At 66.3% G+C, this 18,499-nt stretch carries 21 protein-coding genes; 5 read left to right on the top strand and 16 right to left on the bottom strand.

The genetic code is table 11. The features are described 5' to 3' along the window. Window positions 1-96: 96 nt before the first annotated feature. From OYT13_RS04090 to OYT13_RS04070, 5 genes are all read right to left on the bottom strand, one after another. Entirely contained in the window at window positions 97-507 is a 411-nt protein-coding gene (locus OYT13_RS04090; RefSeq protein ID WP_261939181.1) for a hypothetical protein, read from the bottom strand. Continuing rightward, window positions 483-1,844 (bottom strand): FliI/YscN family ATPase, encoded by a 1,362-nt coding sequence (locus tag OYT13_RS04085; RefSeq protein ID WP_268567290.1) that lies wholly within the window; start codon window positions 1,842-1,844, stop codon window positions 483-485. The genes OYT13_RS04090 and OYT13_RS04085 overlap by 25 nt, the downstream gene beginning before the upstream one ends. A gap of 1 nt (window position 1,845) precedes the next feature. Next, window positions 1,846-3,921: a type III secretion system export apparatus subunit SctV gene (gene sctV / locus OYT13_RS04080; protein WP_017233960.1), complete on the bottom strand. Its 2,076-nt coding sequence runs from the start codon at window positions 3,919-3,921 to the stop codon at window positions 1,846-1,848. Continuing rightward, on the bottom strand, window positions 3,918-4,307 hold the full coding sequence (locus OYT13_RS04075; RefSeq protein ID WP_268567289.1) for a hypothetical protein: 390 nt from the start codon (window positions 4,305-4,307) through the stop codon (window positions 3,918-3,920). The genes sctV and OYT13_RS04075 overlap by 4 nt, the downstream gene beginning before the upstream one ends. Window positions 4,308-4,463: 156 nt before the next feature. Next, window positions 4,464-5,123, bottom strand: coding sequence for a two component system response regulator (locus tag OYT13_RS04070; protein ID WP_017233962.1), 660 nt, complete (start codon window positions 5,121-5,123; stop codon window positions 4,464-4,466). Window positions 5,124-5,437: 314 nt separating this feature from the next. Here OYT13_RS04070 and OYT13_RS04065 point away from each other — a divergent pair, with 314 nt between their 5' ends. From OYT13_RS04065 to OYT13_RS04045, 5 genes are all read left to right on the top strand, one after another. Further along, window positions 5,438-5,965, top strand: a complete 528-nt coding sequence (locus tag OYT13_RS04065; protein WP_261939185.1) for a hypothetical protein — start codon at window positions 5,438-5,440, stop codon at window positions 5,963-5,965. A gap of 2 nt (window positions 5,966-5,967) precedes the next feature. Continuing rightward, window positions 5,968-7,584 (top strand): EscC/YscC/HrcC family type III secretion system outer membrane ring protein, encoded by a 1,617-nt coding sequence (locus OYT13_RS04060; RefSeq protein WP_268567288.1) that lies wholly within the window; start codon window positions 5,968-5,970, stop codon window positions 7,582-7,584. Then, complete coding sequence (sctD, locus tag OYT13_RS04055) at window positions 7,581-8,912, top strand: type III secretion system inner membrane ring subunit SctD (RefSeq protein ID WP_261939187.1); 1,332 nt, start codon at window positions 7,581-7,583, stop codon at window positions 8,910-8,912. Before OYT13_RS04060 ends, sctD begins: the two co-directional genes overlap by 4 nt. After that, window positions 8,887-9,126, top strand: a complete 240-nt coding sequence (locus OYT13_RS04050; RefSeq protein WP_261939188.1) for an EscE/YscE/SsaE family type III secretion system needle protein co-chaperone — start codon at window positions 8,887-8,889, stop codon at window positions 9,124-9,126. Before sctD ends, OYT13_RS04050 begins: the two co-directional genes overlap by 26 nt. 201 nt (window positions 9,127-9,327) lie before the next feature. Next, window positions 9,328-9,741 (top strand): hypothetical protein, encoded by a 414-nt coding sequence (locus tag OYT13_RS04045; RefSeq protein ID WP_017233967.1) that lies wholly within the window; start codon window positions 9,328-9,330, stop codon window positions 9,739-9,741. A 76-nt stretch (window positions 9,742-9,817) separates the two neighbouring features. Here OYT13_RS04045 and OYT13_RS04040 read toward each other — a convergent pair whose 3' ends face one another. The 11 genes from OYT13_RS04040 to OYT13_RS03990 all read right to left on the bottom strand — a co-directional run bounded on the left by OYT13_RS04040 (window position 9,818) and on the right by OYT13_RS03990 (window position 18,375). After that, complete coding sequence (locus OYT13_RS04040) at window positions 9,818-10,954, bottom strand: TyeA family type III secretion system gatekeeper subunit (protein ID WP_261939189.1); 1,137 nt, start codon at window positions 10,952-10,954, stop codon at window positions 9,818-9,820. Beyond that, window positions 10,947-11,636 carry a hypothetical protein gene (locus tag OYT13_RS04035; RefSeq protein ID WP_017233969.1) on the bottom strand — a complete coding sequence of 230 codons (690 nt, stop codon included), beginning with the start codon at window positions 11,634-11,636 and terminating at the stop codon, window positions 10,947-10,949. Before OYT13_RS04035 ends, OYT13_RS04040 begins: the two co-directional genes overlap by 8 nt. Then, the gene (locus OYT13_RS04030) at window positions 11,612-12,298 is read right to left on the bottom strand and encodes a type III secretion system domain-containing protein (protein ID WP_017233970.1); all 687 of its coding nucleotides are present in this window, start codon (window positions 12,296-12,298) and stop codon (window positions 11,612-11,614) included. Before OYT13_RS04030 ends, OYT13_RS04035 begins: the two co-directional genes overlap by 25 nt. After that, a complete protein-coding gene (gene sctJ / locus OYT13_RS04025; RefSeq protein ID WP_232424618.1) occupies window positions 12,256-13,038 on the bottom strand; it encodes a type III secretion system inner membrane ring lipoprotein SctJ in 783 nt (260 codons plus the stop codon). The genes OYT13_RS04030 and sctJ overlap by 43 nt, the downstream gene beginning before the upstream one ends. Window positions 13,039-13,094: 56 nt before the next feature. Further along, entirely contained in the window at window positions 13,095-13,451 is a 357-nt protein-coding gene (sctI, locus tag OYT13_RS04020; RefSeq protein ID WP_268567287.1) for a type III secretion system inner rod subunit SctI, read from the bottom strand. Next, on the bottom strand, window positions 13,448-13,840 hold the full coding sequence (locus tag OYT13_RS04015; protein WP_261939191.1) for a DUF1039 domain-containing protein: 393 nt from the start codon (window positions 13,838-13,840) through the stop codon (window positions 13,448-13,450). Before OYT13_RS04015 ends, sctI begins: the two co-directional genes overlap by 4 nt. After that, on the bottom strand, window positions 13,837-14,055 hold the full coding sequence (gene sctF, locus OYT13_RS04010) for a type III secretion system needle filament subunit SctF (protein ID WP_017233974.1): 219 nt from the start codon (window positions 14,053-14,055) through the stop codon (window positions 13,837-13,839). The genes OYT13_RS04015 and sctF overlap by 4 nt, the downstream gene beginning before the upstream one ends. Continuing rightward, the gene (locus OYT13_RS04005) at window positions 14,052-14,852 is read right to left on the bottom strand and encodes a helix-turn-helix transcriptional regulator (RefSeq protein WP_017233975.1); all 801 of its coding nucleotides are present in this window, start codon (window positions 14,850-14,852) and stop codon (window positions 14,052-14,054) included. Before OYT13_RS04005 ends, sctF begins: the two co-directional genes overlap by 4 nt. Window positions 14,853-15,076: 224 nt before the next feature. Then, on the bottom strand, window positions 15,077-16,678 hold the full coding sequence (locus OYT13_RS04000; RefSeq protein ID WP_017233976.1) for an FMN-binding glutamate synthase family protein: 1,602 nt from the start codon (window positions 16,676-16,678) through the stop codon (window positions 15,077-15,079). A 69-nt stretch (window positions 16,679-16,747) separates the two neighbouring features. Beyond that, window positions 16,748-17,902, bottom strand: a complete 1,155-nt coding sequence (gene mnmA, locus OYT13_RS03995; protein ID WP_261939192.1) for a tRNA 2-thiouridine(34) synthase MnmA — start codon at window positions 17,900-17,902, stop codon at window positions 16,748-16,750. Then, complete coding sequence (locus OYT13_RS03990; RefSeq protein WP_017233978.1) at window positions 17,899-18,375, bottom strand: NUDIX hydrolase; 477 nt, start codon at window positions 18,373-18,375, stop codon at window positions 17,899-17,901. Before OYT13_RS03990 ends, mnmA begins: the two co-directional genes overlap by 4 nt. Window positions 18,376-18,499: the final 124 nt, after the last annotated feature.

Genomic DNA, 18,499 nt, shown 5'->3' with positions numbered 1-18,499 from the left:
TGGTGGTGAGCGCGTTTCGTTCGGCATAGGTGCGCAATCCCTTCGGCGCCGGGTAATGGCGTGAGACGGTTCCGTCTTCAGCGGCCCATTGCCCATTCACCGGCGGTGAAACGTCATCAACTCCCGCAGTTTTTCCTGTTTGCGTGCATTCGCCTGCAGGCGCTCGCGTTGGTGAAGCACTTCGGCGTCGACAAGCTTCGCGTGCGCGAGTGCAGCGCTGTGCCGGTTCCGCGCCTCGCCAAGGGCGGCACGCTGCACTTCCACCGCACCCGGCGCGCCCGCGGCCTCGCGTGGCCCGTAGACACCGCCGCGCGACAATGCGTCCTGCCACGCGCGACGTTGCGCGTCGCACGCGCGCTCGCACGCAATGACCGCCTCGTTGGCATCGCGCGCCGCGACCGTCATGCGGGCCAGTGCGGCACGCAGGCTGGCTTCGCGGCGCTGGGCGAGGGCCGCCAACGCCGCGAGGCCCTCGTCGTCCGTCAGTTCGCGAGATGTTCGAGCCATGCGCGCGTGTCGTCGAATGGCGTCACGTCGTGCTGCGCCTGACAAAGAAAGGCACGGATGTCCGGGGCCCGCGCGAGCGCGTCGTCGGTCTCCGGATCGTTGCCCGGCTGATACTCGCCAACGCGTACCAGCAACTCAACCTGCGCCGCCAGCGCCATCGCGCGCCTGACACGCGCCGCCGCATCGACATGCGGCGCGTCGGTCACCGCCGCCATCACCCGAGAGAGGCTCCTCGCGACGTCGATGGCGGGATAGTGATTTTCCTGCGCGAGACGCCGCGACAGCACAATGTGACCGTCGACGATCGAACGCACCTCGTCGGCGAGCGGCTCATCCAGGTTGTCGCCTTCGACGAGCACCGTATAGAACGCGGTGATGCTGCCGCGCACGCCGGTCCCCGCGCGCTCCAGCAACCGGGGCAGACGCGCATAAAAGCTCGGTGGCAACCCGCTCGTCGCCCCAAGCGGCTCTCCCGCCGCCATCCCGATATCGCGCACGGCGCGCCCGAAGCGCGTCAGGGAATCCATGAGCAACAGCACGTCTTTGCCGTCGTCGCGAAACGCCTCCGCAATGGCCGTCGCGGTGTAGGCGGCCTTCATCCGTTCGAGCGCGGGACGATCGGATGTCGCGACGACGCAGACAGTTCGTGCACGCGCCTCAGGGGTGAGGGCCGACTCGAGAAACTCGCGCACCTCGCGCCCGCGCTCGCCGATCAGCGCCACGACGATCACATCGGCCTGCGCACCCTGGCACATCATCGCCAGCAGCGTGCTCTTGCCCCCCCCCGCCGCCGCAAAGATGCCCAATCGCTGGCCACGACCGCAGGTGAGCATGCCGTCGATCGCGCGAATGCCGATGGGCAGGCACGTGGACACCAGCGCACGCGTCATCGCGGGCGGCGGCTCCGTGTCCAGTGAACGCCATGCCACGCCGGACGTCGGCGTCTCGTCGGCCGCCGCACGGACCAACGGCCGCCCCAGCCCATCGAGCACCTCGCCAATCAGGTGATCGCCGACGGCCACGCGCGACGACCTTCCCAGCGCCTGCACCAGCGCGCCATTGGCCACGCCGTTCGGCTCGGCATACGGCGCAAGCCAGACATGCCGCCCCTCGACCGCAATCACCTCGGCGTCGAGCGACGGCGAGACCACGCGGCATTGCTCACCGAGCGCCGCGCCCGGCAATCGGGCCCGCATCGCATTCGGGGTGATCTTGTCGATACGACCGTAGCGCGCATCACCGCCGGACATCCGCCGCCACTCGTCACACGCCTTGCGCCGCGCGTCGAGCGTTCGACGAAGCCCATTGGCGATGCGTGTGGCGTCCGGGCGACGCATCTCAGTAGGTTCCCTGCACGTCGATCGTGCCCAGCACCCGCACATGCGGCTCGTCGGCCACTTCCTGGAACGACAACACCGCCAGATCGGCGCGCTCGCGCTCGACGAGCTTGCGCAGAAAACGCCGAACATCCATGGCGGTGAACAGCACGGCTGGCGTGCCGTCATGCGCGGTCAGTGCGCCATCGATGGCGTTCAGAATCGCGTCGGTCTGCGTGGGATTCAGATCGGCATAGGACCCCGACGCCGTCTGCCGCACGGCGGCGCGCACGGTGTCTTCGATGCCGCGTCCCACGTTCCACCCGGTGATGTGTTCGGTGCCCCGTCGAAAGCGCCGGGTGATGTGACGTCGCAGGCTGAGCCGCACGTACTCGGTCAACATGATCTGATCGCGCTCACGCGGGGCCCATTCGATCAGGGCCTCGAACACGCGCCGCAGGTCGCGAATCGACACGCCCTCGGCGACCAGTCGCTGCAGGACTTCCGCCGTCCGGCTGATCGGCAGTTGGCGTTGCAGCTCCTTGACGAGTTCGCCGTAGCGATCCTCCATCGCATCCATCAGGAAACGCGCTTCCTGCACACCCAGGAAATCGGCGGCATGCGCGTCGATGACCAGCGACACGCAGTGCGCCACGCGGTCCGCGCCCACGATCACGGTGCCGCCTCGCGTCTGCCACGCCTGGCGTTGCGCGTCGTCCAGCCAGAAAAGGATCTGCCCGCCGAACGGCAACGGCATCTCGCGCGGCGCACCGGCGTCAAGGCTGCGCAGCGCGGGCATCGGATGCGCCGCGTCGTGCTGCGCCAATGCGGCGTCAGGGGCCACATTGATCGTCATCACGCTCTCGTGATAGAGCTGAATATCCAGCGTCTCGCCCGGCAGGCCGGCGTCGACGACCACCTGTACCTCGGGCATTGGCACGCCGAACTGCTCGAACTTCTGATCGCGCAGGGCATTGATGCGCGCGGCGAGCACCGCGGTGCCGCCCGCTGCCTCGGCCAGCGCGGCCCCCACCCGTGCCTGCAGCGGCTGCGCGCCAGGGCGTCCCGGTTTCGCTTGCACTCCGCCGGCGTCTCCCTGCGCGCCGTCCTTGTCCCCTTGGCCCTCGCCCCCTCTGCGCCCTGCCCACCACGCGGCGGTCCCCGCCAGCGCCGCGAGCAGGAGGAAATAGTGCATCGGGAAGCCAGGGATCAGACCGAAGAGCACAAGCACCACGGCCGCCAACGTCAGCGAGCGCGGCTGTGCGGCAAGCTGATCGGTGAGCTCGCGCGCCAGGTTGCGACGTTGCTCGCCAGGCACCCGCGTGACGATAATGCCTGCCGTCACGGAAATGAGCAGCGCCGGGATCTGCGACACCAGCCCATCGCCGATGGAGAGAATCGCGTAGATCGCCGCCGCATCGCCCGCGCTCATGCCGCGCATGAAGACGCCGACTCCGATGCCGCCCAGCAAGTTCACCACGATGATGACGAGGCCGGCGATGGCATCGCCCTTGACGAATTTCATCGCCCCGTCCATCGCGCCGTAGAACTGGCTCTCCTTCTGCACGATGCGGCGCACGCGCTTGGCTTCGGCTGCGTCGATGGTGCCCGCGCGCAGATCGCCGTCGATGCTCATCTGCTTGCCGGGCATGCCGTCGAGCGAAAACCGGGCGCCGACTTCGGCCACGCGCTCGGAGCCCTTCGTGATGACGATGAAGTTGACGACAGTGATGATCAGAAACACGATCATGCCGACGACGATGTTCCCGCCTGCAGCGAAATCGCCGAACGTGTAGACGATGTCGCCCGCGTCGGCGCGCAGCAGAATCAGGCGGCTGGTGCTGATCGTGAGCCCCAGCCGAAACAGCGTGGTCATCAGCAGTACGGACGGGAACGCCGAGAAATCGAGCGGCTCGTTGATATAGAGCGCCACCATCAGCAGCAGCAGCGACAGGCCCAGATTGAGCGCGATGAGCAGATCCATCACCGACGGCGGCATCGGGATGATGATCATCAGCACCGTGACGAGCAGCAGCGCGGCCAGCACGATGTCCTGCCGGCCGGCAGCGACGCGAAGCCAGGGCAGCAGGCGCGTCACGGGTAAACCTCCTGCTGCTGCCGGGCATCGATTCGCTCCAACAGGCGCCGCATGCGGCCGAGGCAAGCGAACCAATCAACGGCCTGTGAGTTGCCGCTCGCCGGCGGTGTCGCGATCAGCATCGGGCGCCCCTGCGCCACGCATGCCCGCACGGGAATGCCGAGACTCCACTCCGGCGCGCAGGTTTGCAGCAACATGGGCAACCACCGCTGCGCGCGGGCGGCGCGATCGATCAGCGTCAACACCAACGTCACGCCCTGCGCATCGACCTCGATCATCAGCACGCAGGGTGCGAGCACCGCGCGCATGCGAGGGGCCACACGTTGCGGCGGTAGCGCCAGCAATTCGAAGAGCTGCTCGAGCTTGCGTTGAGTCTGGGTGTCCATCGGCGATCTTGCGTTGGGAACGTGCTGGCGGCGCACGCGCGGCTCGGAGGGCGCTCAGGTAGCGGCAGCGGGCATGGTCGCGCATTCACGGCCGCGAGGGCTATCCGGCGCATACCTGAATTTCGCGGCGGGCGTTCCGACGAGGGGCCACCATCGTCACAGCATCATGCGCAGGCGATGTGCCCAATTCACGATATCGGCCACGTTGTGTGCATCGAGCTTGCGCATCATGTTCAGCCGGTGGGTCTCGACCGTCTTCACACTGATCGACAACAGTTGCGCGATGTCGCGATTGCGTTGCCCTTCCGCGACCAGCTTGAGCACCTGCCGCTCACGCAGCGTCAGCAGCCGCTCGGGCATCTCGACCGCACATGGGCGGGGCACGTGGCGCGCGCCCGCCGGATCGTGCATGCCACCGAACACGGCCGGATCGACGAAGCGCTCGCCACGAATGACCTGGTACGACGCGTGGATCAAGGTCGTGCGAGGGCTGCTCTTGAGCACGTAAGCCGCCGCGCCGGCTTCCAGCGCCTGGCGTGCCCGCTCGCTGTCGTTGCTGGCCGAGTTGACAACGATACGCAGGTCGGGCCAACGCTGGGCGCATTGGCGGATCACGTCCACGCCGTCCATGCCGGGCAGGCCCAGATCCAGCATCATCAGGGTCGGTCGATGCACCACGCAGGCCCGGTAGACATCGAGCCCGTTGACGACCCGGGCAAGCACACGCCAACCGAGATCGTGCTCGATCAGGCAGCAGAGTCCGTCGGCCAGTAACTCGTGGTCTTCGACAACGACGACACCGATACACCCCGTCATTCGCAGCTCCTCGACAGTTGGTCATAAGCACTCACGCAAGCACTCATACGGATTTTTGTTCACTTTCTATCGACTTCGGGCCACTTGCGCGAATCTTGTGCCTTCGCCTGACGTCGGACGTGGGAAAGCCCCCCAAACCACGGCGCCCGAGCGTCACTTCAGGTCTGCGCCGGATTGTGCCGGCGCCTCAGCGCTTGATAATGAGGAATCTTGTGCGCCGCCGTGTCGATCGACGGCGACCCGTGATGGCGTATGCCGCCGATGTCGCATGCGCTTTGTTCCCCGTGCCCGTGCACTGCCTCCTTCAGATACCTATGCGTTTGCCATTTGCGCTTGCCGCGCTCGACTGGATTGCCTCGCGCGACGTACAGGGCGCGCGCCTTGCGCTCGATCTCGACGGCCAACGCGGCTGGACGTGTCGAGTCGACGGCGGCTATTGCGTCGCGACGGCGCTGACACTGCCGCCGCACGACCCTATGCAAGTCCATCCCCATGCTCATCCCCATGCGCAACCGCTCGCCGCCGCACTCGACGACGACCCGGCGCTCGCACGCTGGCTCTTGCGGCTCTCCCTCGTGCTGGCCGGTCAGCCGGCGTTGCGCGACGACAGCCTGTGCCTTGCGAACGACGTCCTCTGGTGGGTCCACCGCTTCGACGCCGGCGAACCGGCCGCACGCGTGGAAGCGCAGCTTCGTCGCCAACTGCTGGCCTGCATGATGGTGACGTCGCAGGGCACGCGCGCCGACGCGGTGCCACCTGCATCATTCACGCCGCACGCGTCCGGTCGCCCGGCCGGGGCGGCAGACGCCAGCCGCCGTCTTCACACGCTGCGCCGCTGCTGACCATGCCGCCTTCCTTCACTTCGCGCACCGTCGCCCTGCTTGCCGGGAGCCTGTGCGTCACGCTGGCCACCGCGTCGTTTGCCGCGCCCCTCACGGCGCATGCGCCCCGGGTCTCACCGGGCACGCCGGTTTGGCGCGGCGGCCCGTTCGTCTTCCAGAGCGCAGGCACGCCTCTCGCGGAGTTGTTGCGCGACTTCGGGGCGCACCACGGCATTCCGACCGTTGTGAGTCCTCACGTCGCCGATCGCTTTATCGGCACGCTACCTGCGGGTGCCGCTCAGGCGACCCTCGACGCCCTATCGGAACGTTATCGGCTTTCGTGGTACTTCAACGGCCAGACGCTGAACGTCTATAAATCCAGCGAGGCAACGCGGCGCGTCATGTCCGTGCGTTACGCCTCGCCCAACGACTTGCTCGGGCACCTGCGCAATGCCGGTGTGCTGCACCCGCGGCACTGCGTGGCACGGGCGATTCCGGCCACTCACGCGCTCGAAATCGCCGGCGTTCCCGCCTGCATCGAGACGGTTGCCATGCTCGCAGACCACCTCGAACGCGACGCCCGCGATCAGCAGGAAAGCGAAGAGACCATCAAGATATTTCCCCTGAAATTCGCGACGGCCGACGACACGAGGTACTTTTATCGCGGGCAGGAAGTCGTCGTGCCGGGCGTTGTCAGCGTACTGAAGGATTTGATTCTCGGCGCCGGCCCGCTCGGTGCCACTGCGACGGCGTCTGCCTCGCCGGGCGCGTCGGCCGGCGCCGGCCTTGACGCCCGCCTTCCCCCCGCCACCGGCTCGCGCTCCGGCACGCCGCGCTTTTCCGCCGATCCGCGTCGCAATGCGGTCATCGTGCGTGAGCGGCGACGCAATCTGCCGATCTATGGCGACCTGATCGCGCAGCTCGACATCCGGCCCCGCCTGGTCGACATCTCGGTGGCGATCATCGACGTCAACGCCAGCGATATCGCCGAACTTGGCGTCGACTTCTCCGGCAGCGCCCGGCTGGGTGGCTTCGGCGCCGTGTCGCTGAACTCGCAGACACAGAGTGGCGACTCCGGCACGTTCACGACATTGGTCGGCGACACCAACAAGTTCATGGTCAATTTGAGCGCGCTGGAGCGAAACTCCAAGGCGCGCGTTCTATCCCGCCCATCCATCGTCACGCTCGACAATATGCAGGCCGTACTCGATCGCAGCGTGACGTTCTATACCAAGGTCTCAGGCGAGAAGGTCGCCAAACTGGAGAGCGTGACGTCGGGATCGCTATTGCGTGTCACGCCGCGACTCGTTCCGCAGGAAGGTGATGGTCGCGAGCAGGTGATGCTCACCCTCAATATTGAAGACGGCGGCGAAGTGCGCAGCGAACGCAACAGCCGCAACGAGGTCCCGACGATCCGCAACTCCTCGATTTCGACGCATGCCACGCTCCAGGCGGGACAAAGCCTGCTGCTCGGCGGCTTCGTGCAGGACGCGCAGCACGAGCAGGAGCGCAAGATTCCCCTGCTGGGCGATCTGCCGCTCATCGGCCGCCTGTTCAGTTCGACGAGCAACCGGAGCGACAGTGTCATGCGTCTGTTTCTGATCAAGGCCGAGCCGGCGGCCGACCTGCCGAGTGCATGAGCATGCTCACGCTCACGCTGCTCGACGGCCCCCTCGCCGGACGACCCATGCCGCTACCACCGGGCACACTCACGATCGGCGACAGTGATTCCGATATCGCGATGACGCTCGATCATGGCGCCCAGATCGCGCTGGGCGTCGACGACGATGGCGTTCGCCTGCTCACGCCGGCGCCAGTCTGGGTCGACGGCGTGCCCGTCGCCGCATCGGATGATCGCGCGGCCGACACGCTCAGGCTCCCGCTGCATACGGCGATCGATCTTGCCGGCCTCGGCATCTGGCTCGGCGACGGCAGCGAAAGCGCTCCCGCGCCCATGCCAAAACGTCCAGAGCGGCGTCCCGAGCACACGGCATCGCCTCGCATGACCCTCGCGCCCGAATCCCCCCAAGCGGCCGAAGCCCCTGCGCGGCGCGCTCGCGCCCAGACCGCCTGGATCGCAGTCACGGGACTATCGCTACTGATCGCGGCGGCGGGCGTCGCGATCTGGCGCACGGGAACCGCCAACGTCATCGCCGCGCCGCCACCGCCCGATGCGCTCAAAGCGCTCGCGGCACGCGTCGCGCCCCGCGTCGTGCTGGATCACAGCGGCAATGCGGTACGCCTGTCCGGTGGCTGCATCGACGACGACGCGCTTGCACGACTGCGCGCCGAGGCGCGTTGGCTGGGCAAAGCGTTGAGCGACGAGACCTGGTGCCCCGCGAATTCCATACAGACAGTGCGCACGTTGCTACGCTTGCACGGCTTCGGTACCGCACAGGTGAGCGTCACGCCGGACGGCGAAGTGCTCATCGGTGCGCCGACGGTCGCCGACGCCCGCTGGCGCTCAGCCGCCAACGCGCTCGATGCATTGGCGCTGCCGCATGGCTGGCGCGTGGCAGAAGGCACGGCCAACAGCTTCGAGCGGCTGTTGAAGACGCTACGCGACGCCGGCCAGTTGCGCGGCATCGATATCGCACGCGATCGCAACGGATGGCGGCTTACCGGGGCACTGACCGTGGGACGCCAAGCGTCGTTGAAGGGGATCGTCGACACATGGAACACCGGTGACAACGCGATGCCCGTGCGCATCGAGCCGCTTCCGCCACAGATCCCGACGCTGGTCGAAACAGGCTTTTCCGCGCCGCTCGTGAGCATAGGTGGCTCGCCCAACGCGCCGCAGATCACCCTCGCCGACGGCACGCGCCTGGCGCAGGGGGCGCGTCTGCCCGGCGGCACACGCGTGATCGCGATTCATACGGGCGGCGTGTCGATCGGCTCGCACGACCGGCTTTTCTACTTACCCCTGTCTCCGGAGACGCTGTATGACGATTCGCCTGACCCAGCTTGAAGACCGCCTCGCCGCCGCGCCCGAGGCTGTCGCGCGCGACGTCGGCACACAGCTCGATGTCGCGCGCCAGACGCTACAACAGGCGCTGCACACGCCGCTTGCGCCCGCGCAGCACGCGCTTGCGCAAACACAGATGCAAGCGGTCCGCGCCGCCGAGGTGATTCTCGAGGGCGTCGCGCGGCGGTACGCCACGTCTTACGGATCGTCGTCGTGACGACGGGAGCGACGGTGGGCGTCGATCGATGCTCGCGTGTGCGCAGAAGCGACAACCCAGCTCGCGCGACCAAAGTCTGCTCGGTCCAATCGTGGGAACCTTCGGCATCGCGCGCCCCGTGCGAGCGGTTTTCGTCCCCGCGTTGTCGCAGGACGCTGGCACGGGGCGCGTCGACGATTTCTTCCACTCTCCACGCATATCATGCCAAGTTACGACCTAGCGAAAACTCTCGTCGAAGCGCTGAAGTTGATCGGCTGCGACCCGAGCAAGATTAATACCGTCGACAATCACTCGCCCATCGAGCTGACGTTTACCGCCTCGCCCAGCATCATCGTGGAAACCTTGAAAAACCAGGCGTGCAGTATTCATGCCATTGTGGCCACCGACGAAGCCGCACGTCTGCATCGTGCCAACAGTGAGCGGCTTCTGCAATTGCTCATTGAGCCGGCCGAATGGGCCGTCACCGGGCACGTGCAGTTGCGCGAGCGCGACCGTCGTCTGATTCTTCACGCGCAGGTGACGGACGAAGCCGCCGCCGAGCCCGAGCCGTTCGCGCAAGCGCTCACCGATTTCTATGACCGTATCAAGCTCTGCCGGGAGCACCTGCGCGCCTGAGCGCCGCCGCGGTACCCGTTGGCGCATCCGTTGTGCGCCAGCCCATCCCCCCGATCCTCGCGTCCCCACTTCCCCACTACCCCCCGGTCACCTCTCCCTCGTGGGCGATCTCCGCGCGCCAGCCATCCAGTGCTTCGCCGAGCGTCTCGCGCTGTGTCTCGTCGCGAAAGCAACCGTCATGGGCCGACTGCACCAGCCGAGTCAGTTCGCGCGCAAACGCGTAGCGCGCGTCGACCGTCACCATGCCTAGATGGGCCGCGCGTTGCGCAAGCCATTCCACGCCCACCCACGGCTGATCCAGTAACGTGAGCATCTCCGAGATCATCGTGTCCGTCTCAAACGCGCGAGCGCCTGCCGCGCGCACTGTCTGCGCCGCTTGCTCGCATGCCGACTCCAGCGTGAGAAACAGCACCACTCGACGAAGATCGTCGATGACGGCCGCCAGACGCGGGAGCTCCGCACCGGCCTCGCGCGCGCCCAACTCCAACCCCAGCGCCTGCATCAGCGCGCGCAACCGCGCACGACGCTGCGCAAAGCGCCGGCATTCGTCGAACCATTGCGTCAACGAGCGCTGCGATCCTTGTGACTGGCGGAACAGCGACTTGAGTTGTTGCAACAGCGCCATGCCTGGGTTTTGCCCGTTACCGCATTCCAGCGCAGCGAAGGCCTCGATCGCCCACGTCTCGGACGACGTCAGTTCGTCCAACGTCCGGCGCAAGCGGCTGCGCGTTCTGCTGTCCAGCCCGCCATCGGCCAACCAGGCCGCAACGACCAACGCCGCATGCCCGGCCGACAGGTGGGCCTGGCGAATCAGTTGATGTGGGTCGGGAACGAACGGAAGATCGCGCAACTGCCCGCGCAGTCGCTCGAATTGCGCCGCGTTCACGCGCGCAAACCGATGCATCTGCTGCTCGAACAGGGCGCGCGCACGCTGCTTGTCGTCGCGCACATCGCGATCGCTCGCCCTGCGGAATCGCACCCCGAGGGCGAAGCTGAGATTCTCTTGAGATTCGGCGACCGCCGCCTCTTCGTTCTGCGAGATGGTCGCTTCGATAAGCGCGATATGTCCCGGCATGTCGGCAGGCAACCCTCGCGCCGCGCTTGCCTCACCATCCAGCGGCAGCCATTCGTCCGCCACCCGGCGCTCAACGGCCTTGTTTTCCTGGATTGCCCGACCCGTCGATGGACCGGACGATGGCAAGCGCTCAACCATCAGCGATCTCCAGATCTGGACTCGCGTTCAGGCGCTCGAGGACGGCCGCGAGATCCGCGTCGAGATCCAGGCACACCGTCACCCATTCGCTTTCGATGCGGGCCTGCCGGCCAACCAGCGTGGCATCCGCCGTGCAGGCCAGCACAATATCGGCCGCTCGCAAGGCATCGGCCACGTCGTCGCGATGGGCGGGCGGCACTCGCAGCACGAGGGCTCCTTCGCGCACCAGCGCGGGTAAAGCGCGTGCGACGCGTTGTGCGAAGCGCTCACCGACATCGAGCGGGGCGATGAAATTCGACAGCGCGGCGCCCAGGGCGTCTGTCACGCGACGCTCCAACGAGCGAACGATGTCGCGCTCGAGCGACGCCTCGTCGACCAGCCATGCAACGGCCTGCGCCACGGCGTCACGGCGGGCTGTTTCCGCAAGCGCCGCCGCCTCCTCTCTGGCCTGCTCGCGCGCCGCGTCCCGCCACGCGTCGCGCAGCGCCTGCGCATCGATACGTGCCTGTTCGCGGTCGGCCAGCGCGGCGTCACGCTCGGTCTTTGCCTGCGCCATCCAGCGAGCCCGTAGACTTGCCTGTTCGCGAAGCTCCTCGAGTGCCTGGCGGGGAATCACCGGCCCCGCGGGCGCGGGGCCGTCCATCGCTTCGATGGCCGTCAAGGCGAAGTCGACGACATACATAGCATCTTCTCCAGCGCTGCAAACCGCAGCCAGATGTCCTCGTTCGTCAAACGCGCACCCGACGCAAACGGTTCAATGTCGGCCGGCGGGGGAAGCAACAGTCTGGCGGCCTTGCTCACCGTCGCCACCTCGACGCACGGCAGCTCAGGCGCGCCATCCAGGCACGCGCCGGTGGCCGCCAGCGCCGCAGGAACGACCTGCTCGGGCGACAGGGTGGGACTGGCAGGCCAATCCCGACGCGTGAGCAGCAAACGGTCGCATTGCCAGGCGTCGAGCCACGAAGCCAACGCACGGCGGTACGTGCCGAGCAGGAGATAGTCTGGACATCCCATCGCGCGCAAGCCGTGGGCCAACGACAGACGTCGCAGGTTCGGCAACCGCCTCAGCATCGCTTGCGCCGTGTTGCCTTGCGGGGGTGCGCAATCGCCCGCCGCCGCACCCGGCCAGCCGCGCCGGGCGATGACCAGACAGTCGATGGACGCACGGCACGCGGCGTGTCGCCGGTAGGCCTCTCGCCAAGGCAACATATCGAACGCGCGCCACCAGCCGACGTCCATTTGCATGCCGGGCTGCCAGATCAGGCGTGCAAGTTGGGTAGCGCCGCCGCAGTGCGCAGGCGTCACGATGCCTTCGATACGCGGGCGCGCAAACGCGGCACCCATGATGCGCGCCGACGCCACGCCACCGCCGCGGCAGCGGCCAGCCCGATACACGCCGCCACGACCATGCCCCACGTCATCGTCGGCAGCCCGCGTCCGCGATCCGTCAATGGGCCCGTGGGCGCACCTGTCGACGCGTCGATGGACGCGCGGGGCAAACGATAATCGGCGGGCTGCAACACGATGCTGATGCGCTCGGGCGTCACCCCCGGCACGCTGTCGTGAACCAGACTGCGTATGTCCGTCATACGCTGCGTCATATTGATCTCGGGGCTGTACTTCACGAAGACAGCCACGCCGGGCGGCAAGGTCGTGCGCCCTGCGGAATCCGTCGGCACCTGCGCGATCGAGACTTCGGCCACCATCACGCCGTCGAGCGACGCGAGCATGCGCTCGAGTCGCTGCTCCTTGAGATAGATCAGCTTCGCCTGCTCCTGCACAGGCGAACTGACGAGTTGTCCCGGTGGAAAGACGTCCTCGACGGACGCGCGCTTCTGGCGCGGCAAGCCGTGTTGGCGCAGCACCTCGACACCGCGCACGAAATCGCTGCGCTCGATGCGAACCGTCATGCCCGCGGTGTCGGCGCGCTTGTCGGCCTGCAGCCCGGACACCAGCAATAGCGCCAACATCTGGTTGGCCTCGGTCTCGCTCAGCGAGCGATGCAGTTCGACCTTGCACCCGGCGAGCGAGATCACGAGCAGGCTGCCCAGCAGCCATCGACCGCGCCAACGGCTTTGTGCCACGGACGGGGTGCGTCTCGCCGATCTCGTCACGACGTCGGCGATGCGACGGCCGCACGTCATTGCATATGCACCAGCTTGTTCACCCCTTGCGTGGCGGCGCCTGCCACCTTCGCCACGAACTCCAGTGCCAGCACGCGCTCGGTCAGGGCTCGCTGCATCGCGAGCATGCGGGTCGGATCGTCCAGCGTGCGCTCGTCGATCACCACCTGATCGGCCAGGCGTTCGGTGTTACCCGCAAGCTTGCCCGCTGCGCTGAGCAGATGATGCTCCGGCAGCGACGGCGCGCTCGCGAGGGCCTGACCGAAATGAACGGCGTCGTGCTCGCTGGCGTTGGCCGGTACGAGCGCGGCGTTCGCCGGCGTTGCAATGGCAGACGCGTGCGCAAGTACCGCGGGGATCTGAGAAGTGGTCATGACGAGGGAACGGGAGGAGGAGAGGAGGACGAGGACAACGCGGGCGACGTCGGCGACATCGCGTTGGCGGACTGGCTGGCGTCCATCGCGTCAAGCCAGCGGGCGAGCACGTCGCCTGTCGGGTTGGCGTCATGCCCGGCCGCCACGATCTTGGCGAGGTGGGCGCGCGCCGCGCGGGTATCGCCGAGCGCGATGAGAAGCGCCGAGTGCAGCCATTGACGCGTCTCGCGATCCGTCACGAGCGACGGCAAAGCATTCAGGATCACGTGGGCTTGCGAGTGCATGCCGTGATGCGCACCCGCCAGCGCCAGTTCGACGACGATTTGCCGGATCGACGCGTCCAACCATGAATCGGCGGCATTGCTCGGTACGCGGTCTGCGCGCGTCATGCGATCTTGGCGATGATGCCCATCAGCGTGTCCTTGATGAGCTTGATCGCAGCGCTATGCAGCCCGACCATTGTCGAGAACTGCTGCAACTTGAATTGGACATCGAGCATATGCCGAGGGTCGTTGGTTTCGGGTGCGCGCACGGCCTGGGTGGCCTCGTCGGACATGCGTCGCACCCCTTCGGACATCCCGCGGTGAATCTCTTCGACGTTCATTGCACGCCCTCCTCGGTGACGGCACCGTGTCCCGCCACCAGATCGGCGCGCATGGCGGCGTAGGCGTCGGCTTGCGGCATGGCCACACGACGGCTACCGCGCTGCGGCGGCGTGCCGAGTCGGATTTCCGTCGGCGCGCAGTCGAAGCGCTTGCGGAAGGTGTCGGTAAAGTGCGCGTGGTTGGTGAAGCCGCATTCGAGCGCGATGTCGAGCACCTTGTGGCGCGTGGACAGCAGCAGATCGCGCGCCAGCCGAAGGCGCCGCTCCAACAGCCACTGCTTCGCGGGCATGCCATACGTTTGCTGAAACAGGTAGCGAAATTTGCGCAGCGGCATGCCGAACTCCTCGGCCAGGCGGCCGACCGGCCACGGTCGGTGAAAATTTGCCTCGACGAAATCGAACAGCGAATGGCTGCCCGCAATCGTCTGACGCAACATGGCCGAGAAGTACCGCTGATCGCGACACAGGCAATAGACGTAGAAGAAACGCAACATCGCCATGCGGTCGACGTTTTGCAACGTCATGGCCACGTCGACCATGCTGGGCTCGAGAATCAACGTGCGTGCCGCCTGTCGATGAAAAACGCCGAGCGGACGGCGGTCGAGCAGATCGACGACATCGGGGTACAGCGCCTGCAGGTCGCAGGCGTGAAAATCGTGTGACATCACCGGCCCTGGGGCATCGATCGTCGCATCCGAATGGGTGGCGGTCATGCCGCCGGCCGGCAGCGTGTGTATGAGACCGTTCACATTCAGTTTGACGTCGTGGTGGCTGATCAGAAATCGCACCGTACTCATAGGCTCCTCCTCTGACGACGGGCGGTCGCCGGGATGACAAAGTCGAAGGCCACACCATAGGCGAGTCCGCCCGCGAGCATCATCCGGTGGAGACCTTAATGTGCGATGCCTGACCTCGGCGTTATCGTATTTGGGAAGAAAACTATCGGGAAACGTAAAAAAACCCGGCGCAGCATCGCGTCGGGTTGTGGTGGAAGCCTCTTGCCTGGGCTTGCGCCGTTCTGTCAGGTGACCTCAGCCGGAGAGAAACTGTCGGCACGCGCCATCGGCCAGTATTTTTCGTAGAGCTGATAACGGAACTGGCCGCGCAGCAGATCGCCCGGCGCAAGGTACTTGAGCGATTCCGACATCAGGCGAATCTCGTTGGTCGACACACGCTCGACGATGTGATGCGCTCGCAGGTCCGACGGATGCGACAACCCCGCCGCCTGAATCAACTCCTGCAGCGCATGCAACGTATGCGCGTGGAACTGGTGCACGCGCTGCGCCTTGTCCGGCACCACCAAGGCGCGCTGACGCAACGTATCCTGCGTTGCGACGCCCGTCGGGCAGCGATCGGTGTGACATTTCTGCGATTGAATACAGCCGATCGCGAACATGAAGCCGCGCGCGGAGTTGCACCAGTCGGCGCCGATGGCCAGCGTACGGGCGATGTCGAATGCCGTAACGATCTTGCCCGATGCACCGATGCGGATCTTCTCGCGCAACCCGGCCCCCACGAGCGTGTTGTGCACGAGCAGAAGTCCTTCCTGCAGCGGCGCACCCACATGATCGGTGAACTCCAGCGGCGCGGCGCCCGTGCCGCCTTCCGAGCCGTCCACGACGATGAAGTCGGGCAGGATACCGCTCTCGAGCATCGCCTTCACAATGCTGAAAAATTCCCACGGATGGCCGATGCACAGCTTGAACCCGGTCGGCTTGCCCCCCGAGAGCGTGCGCAGACGCTCGACGAATTGCAGCAACCCGAGCGGCGTCGAGAACTCACTGTGACGCGACGGCGAAATACAGTCCTGCCCCATCGGCACGCCGCGCGTGGCGGAAATCTCCGGCGTGATCTTGGCCGCGGGCAACACGCCGCCGTGTCCCGGCTTTGCGCCTTGCGAGAGCTTCACCTCGATCATCTTCACCTGAGGCGTCGTCGCCTGCGCCGCAAATTTCTCGGCGTTGAAGGTACCGTCGTCGTTGCGGCATCCGAAGTAGCCCGAGGCCACCTCCCAGATCAGGTCGCCGCCCTGCTCCCGATGATGCGGCGAGATGGAACCCTCGCCGGTGTCATGAATGAAGTTGCCGAGCTTCGCACCGCGATTGAGTGCGCGGATGGCGTTGGCCGACAGGGCACCGAAACTCATGGCGGAGATATTGAAGATCGACGCCGAATACGGCTGTGCGCGATCCGCGCCAATGGTGATGCGAAAGTCGTGATCCTTCAGGACTGTCGGCGCGAGCGAGTGGGCAATCCATTCGTAGCCCGTCGCCTTGACATCGATCTCGGTGCCGAACGGCCGGCTGTCGACATCGCCCTTGGCGCGCTGATAGACAATGCTGCGCTGGGCACGCGAGAAGGGGGTTTCGGACGTATCGTCTTCCACGAAATACTGGCGAATTTCGGGGCGGATGAATTCGAACAGAAACCGGAAGTGTCCCCACAGCGGGTAGTTGCGCAGCACGGCGTGACGCTGCTGCACGATATCCCACACGCCGAGCGCCACCAGCGCAGCAAACGGCAACGGCCAGAGCGGATGCCAACCGTCGAACAGCACGCCCGCCAACGTTGCCAGGAGCAACGCCACGACGAGCCACAGAGCCAGGAATCGGCGCGAGAACATGAAATCTCCTTGCTTTAGGGGACACTCGCCGGCACGCGGCCGGGGGTCCCCCGGCGAGCGCCGGCGGATTCAATGCGTATTGAGGATGGCGTGTTTGGCGGCCACGGCGGCCTGGGGGTTAGCGCTGCCGGCGTCGGCCGGCGTCGTGGCCGCGATGATGCCGCCGCCCAGACAGACCTCGCCGTCATACAGCACGGCCGATTGCCCCGGCGTGACCGCCCACTGCGCCTCGGAGAACGACAACGTGAGCGCATCGGCGTCGGCACGCACCACTTCGCATGCGGCGTCGGCTTGCCGGTAGCGGGTCTTGGCGCCGCAGCGCGTGCCCTCGGCCGGCGGCTCGCCCGCGACCCACGACAGGTCTTCGGCATCGAGCGTGTTCGAGAGCAGCCACGGATGATCGTGGCCCTGCACCACATACAGCGTGTTGCTCGCCATGTCCTTGCGCGCCACGAACCACGGCTCGCCGGAGCCTTCGCGGCTGCCCCCGAGTCCGATGCCCTTGCGCTGGCCCAGGGTGTAGAACGCCAGGCCCACGTGCTCGCCCACGACCGCTCCGTCAGGCGTTTTCATCGGGCCCGGTTGGGTCGGTAGGTAGCGATTGAGAAAGTCGCGGAATGGGCGCTCGCCAATGAAGCAAATGCCGGTCGAGTCCTTCTTCTTCGCGTTCGGCAATCCGATCTGCGCGGCAATCTCGCGAACCTTCGTTTTCGGCATGTCGCCAAGCGGGAACATCGTGCGCGAAAGCTGTTGCTGGTTCAGCCGGTGCAGGAAGTAGCTCTGATCCTTGGTGTGATCGAACGCCTTGAGCAACTCGAAGCGCCCATCGCGCTCGCGCACGCGGGCGTAGTGACCGGTGGCGATGGTCTCGCCGCCCAGCGCCACGGCGTGATCGAGAAACGCCTTGAACTTGATCTCGGCGTTGCACAGCACGTCCGGATTGGGTGTGCGGCCCGCCGAATACTCGCGCAGGAATTCCGCGAACACACGGTCCTTGTACTCGGCGGCAAAGTTCACGGCTTCGACGTCGATGCCGATCAGATCCGCGACCGAGACCACGTCGATCCAGTCCTGCCGGGTCGAACAGTATTCGCTGTCGTCATCGTCTTCCCAGTTCTTCATGAACAGGCCGACGACGTCATAGCCTTGTTGTTTGAGCAGCCATGCCGTGACCGACGAATCCACGCCGCCCGACATGCCGACCACTACGCGTTTTTGACTCATGTGTTGCCTTGCCCGCCGGCGCTCGCCGGATGGGTCAGAAGTAGGGCGAGGTCGTAACGGACCCCCCGCAGGTAATCGTCCATGCAGCGCTCGAGAATCGGCGAGCGATGGCGCGCGCGCTGGGCACGCACTTCGTCCGGTGTCAGCCAGACGGTGCCGACAATGCCGTCGTCGAGCGTACGCGACGCATCGAACTCGCCCAGTGTGCCGGTGAACGCGAAGCGCAGATACGCGATGTCGCCGGGGCCGGGGGCGAGATAGATGCCCAGCAGGTGCTGGGGCGCGAACGCATAGGCCGTCTCTTCCAGCACTTCACGGCGCACCGCGTCGAGAATCGACTCGCCCGGCTCCAGATGACCGGCCGGTTGGTTGATCAACAGGCCTTCACGCTTTTGCTCTTCGACAAACAGAAAACGGCCGTCGCGCTCAACGACCGCGGCGACCGTCACGTTGGGCTTCCAGCGTGCATTCATGACACATCCTTGCAGGACGGGGGACCTGACGGGCCCCATGGACCGTGGCCGGCGGTTGGCCCACGCGGTTGGTCCGAGACGTTACCCCGATAAAAGCAGCATTTTACCGTCTGACGGGGTTTGG

Origin of the sequence: Pandoraea sp. XJJ-1, from assembly GCF_026802345.1 — a bacterium.
Taxonomy (GTDB): domain Bacteria; phylum Pseudomonadota; class Gammaproteobacteria; order Burkholderiales; family Burkholderiaceae; genus Pandoraea; species Pandoraea cepalis.
Note: the sequence above shows the minus strand (reverse complement) of the source record. Positions and strands in the feature narration are given on the sequence as shown.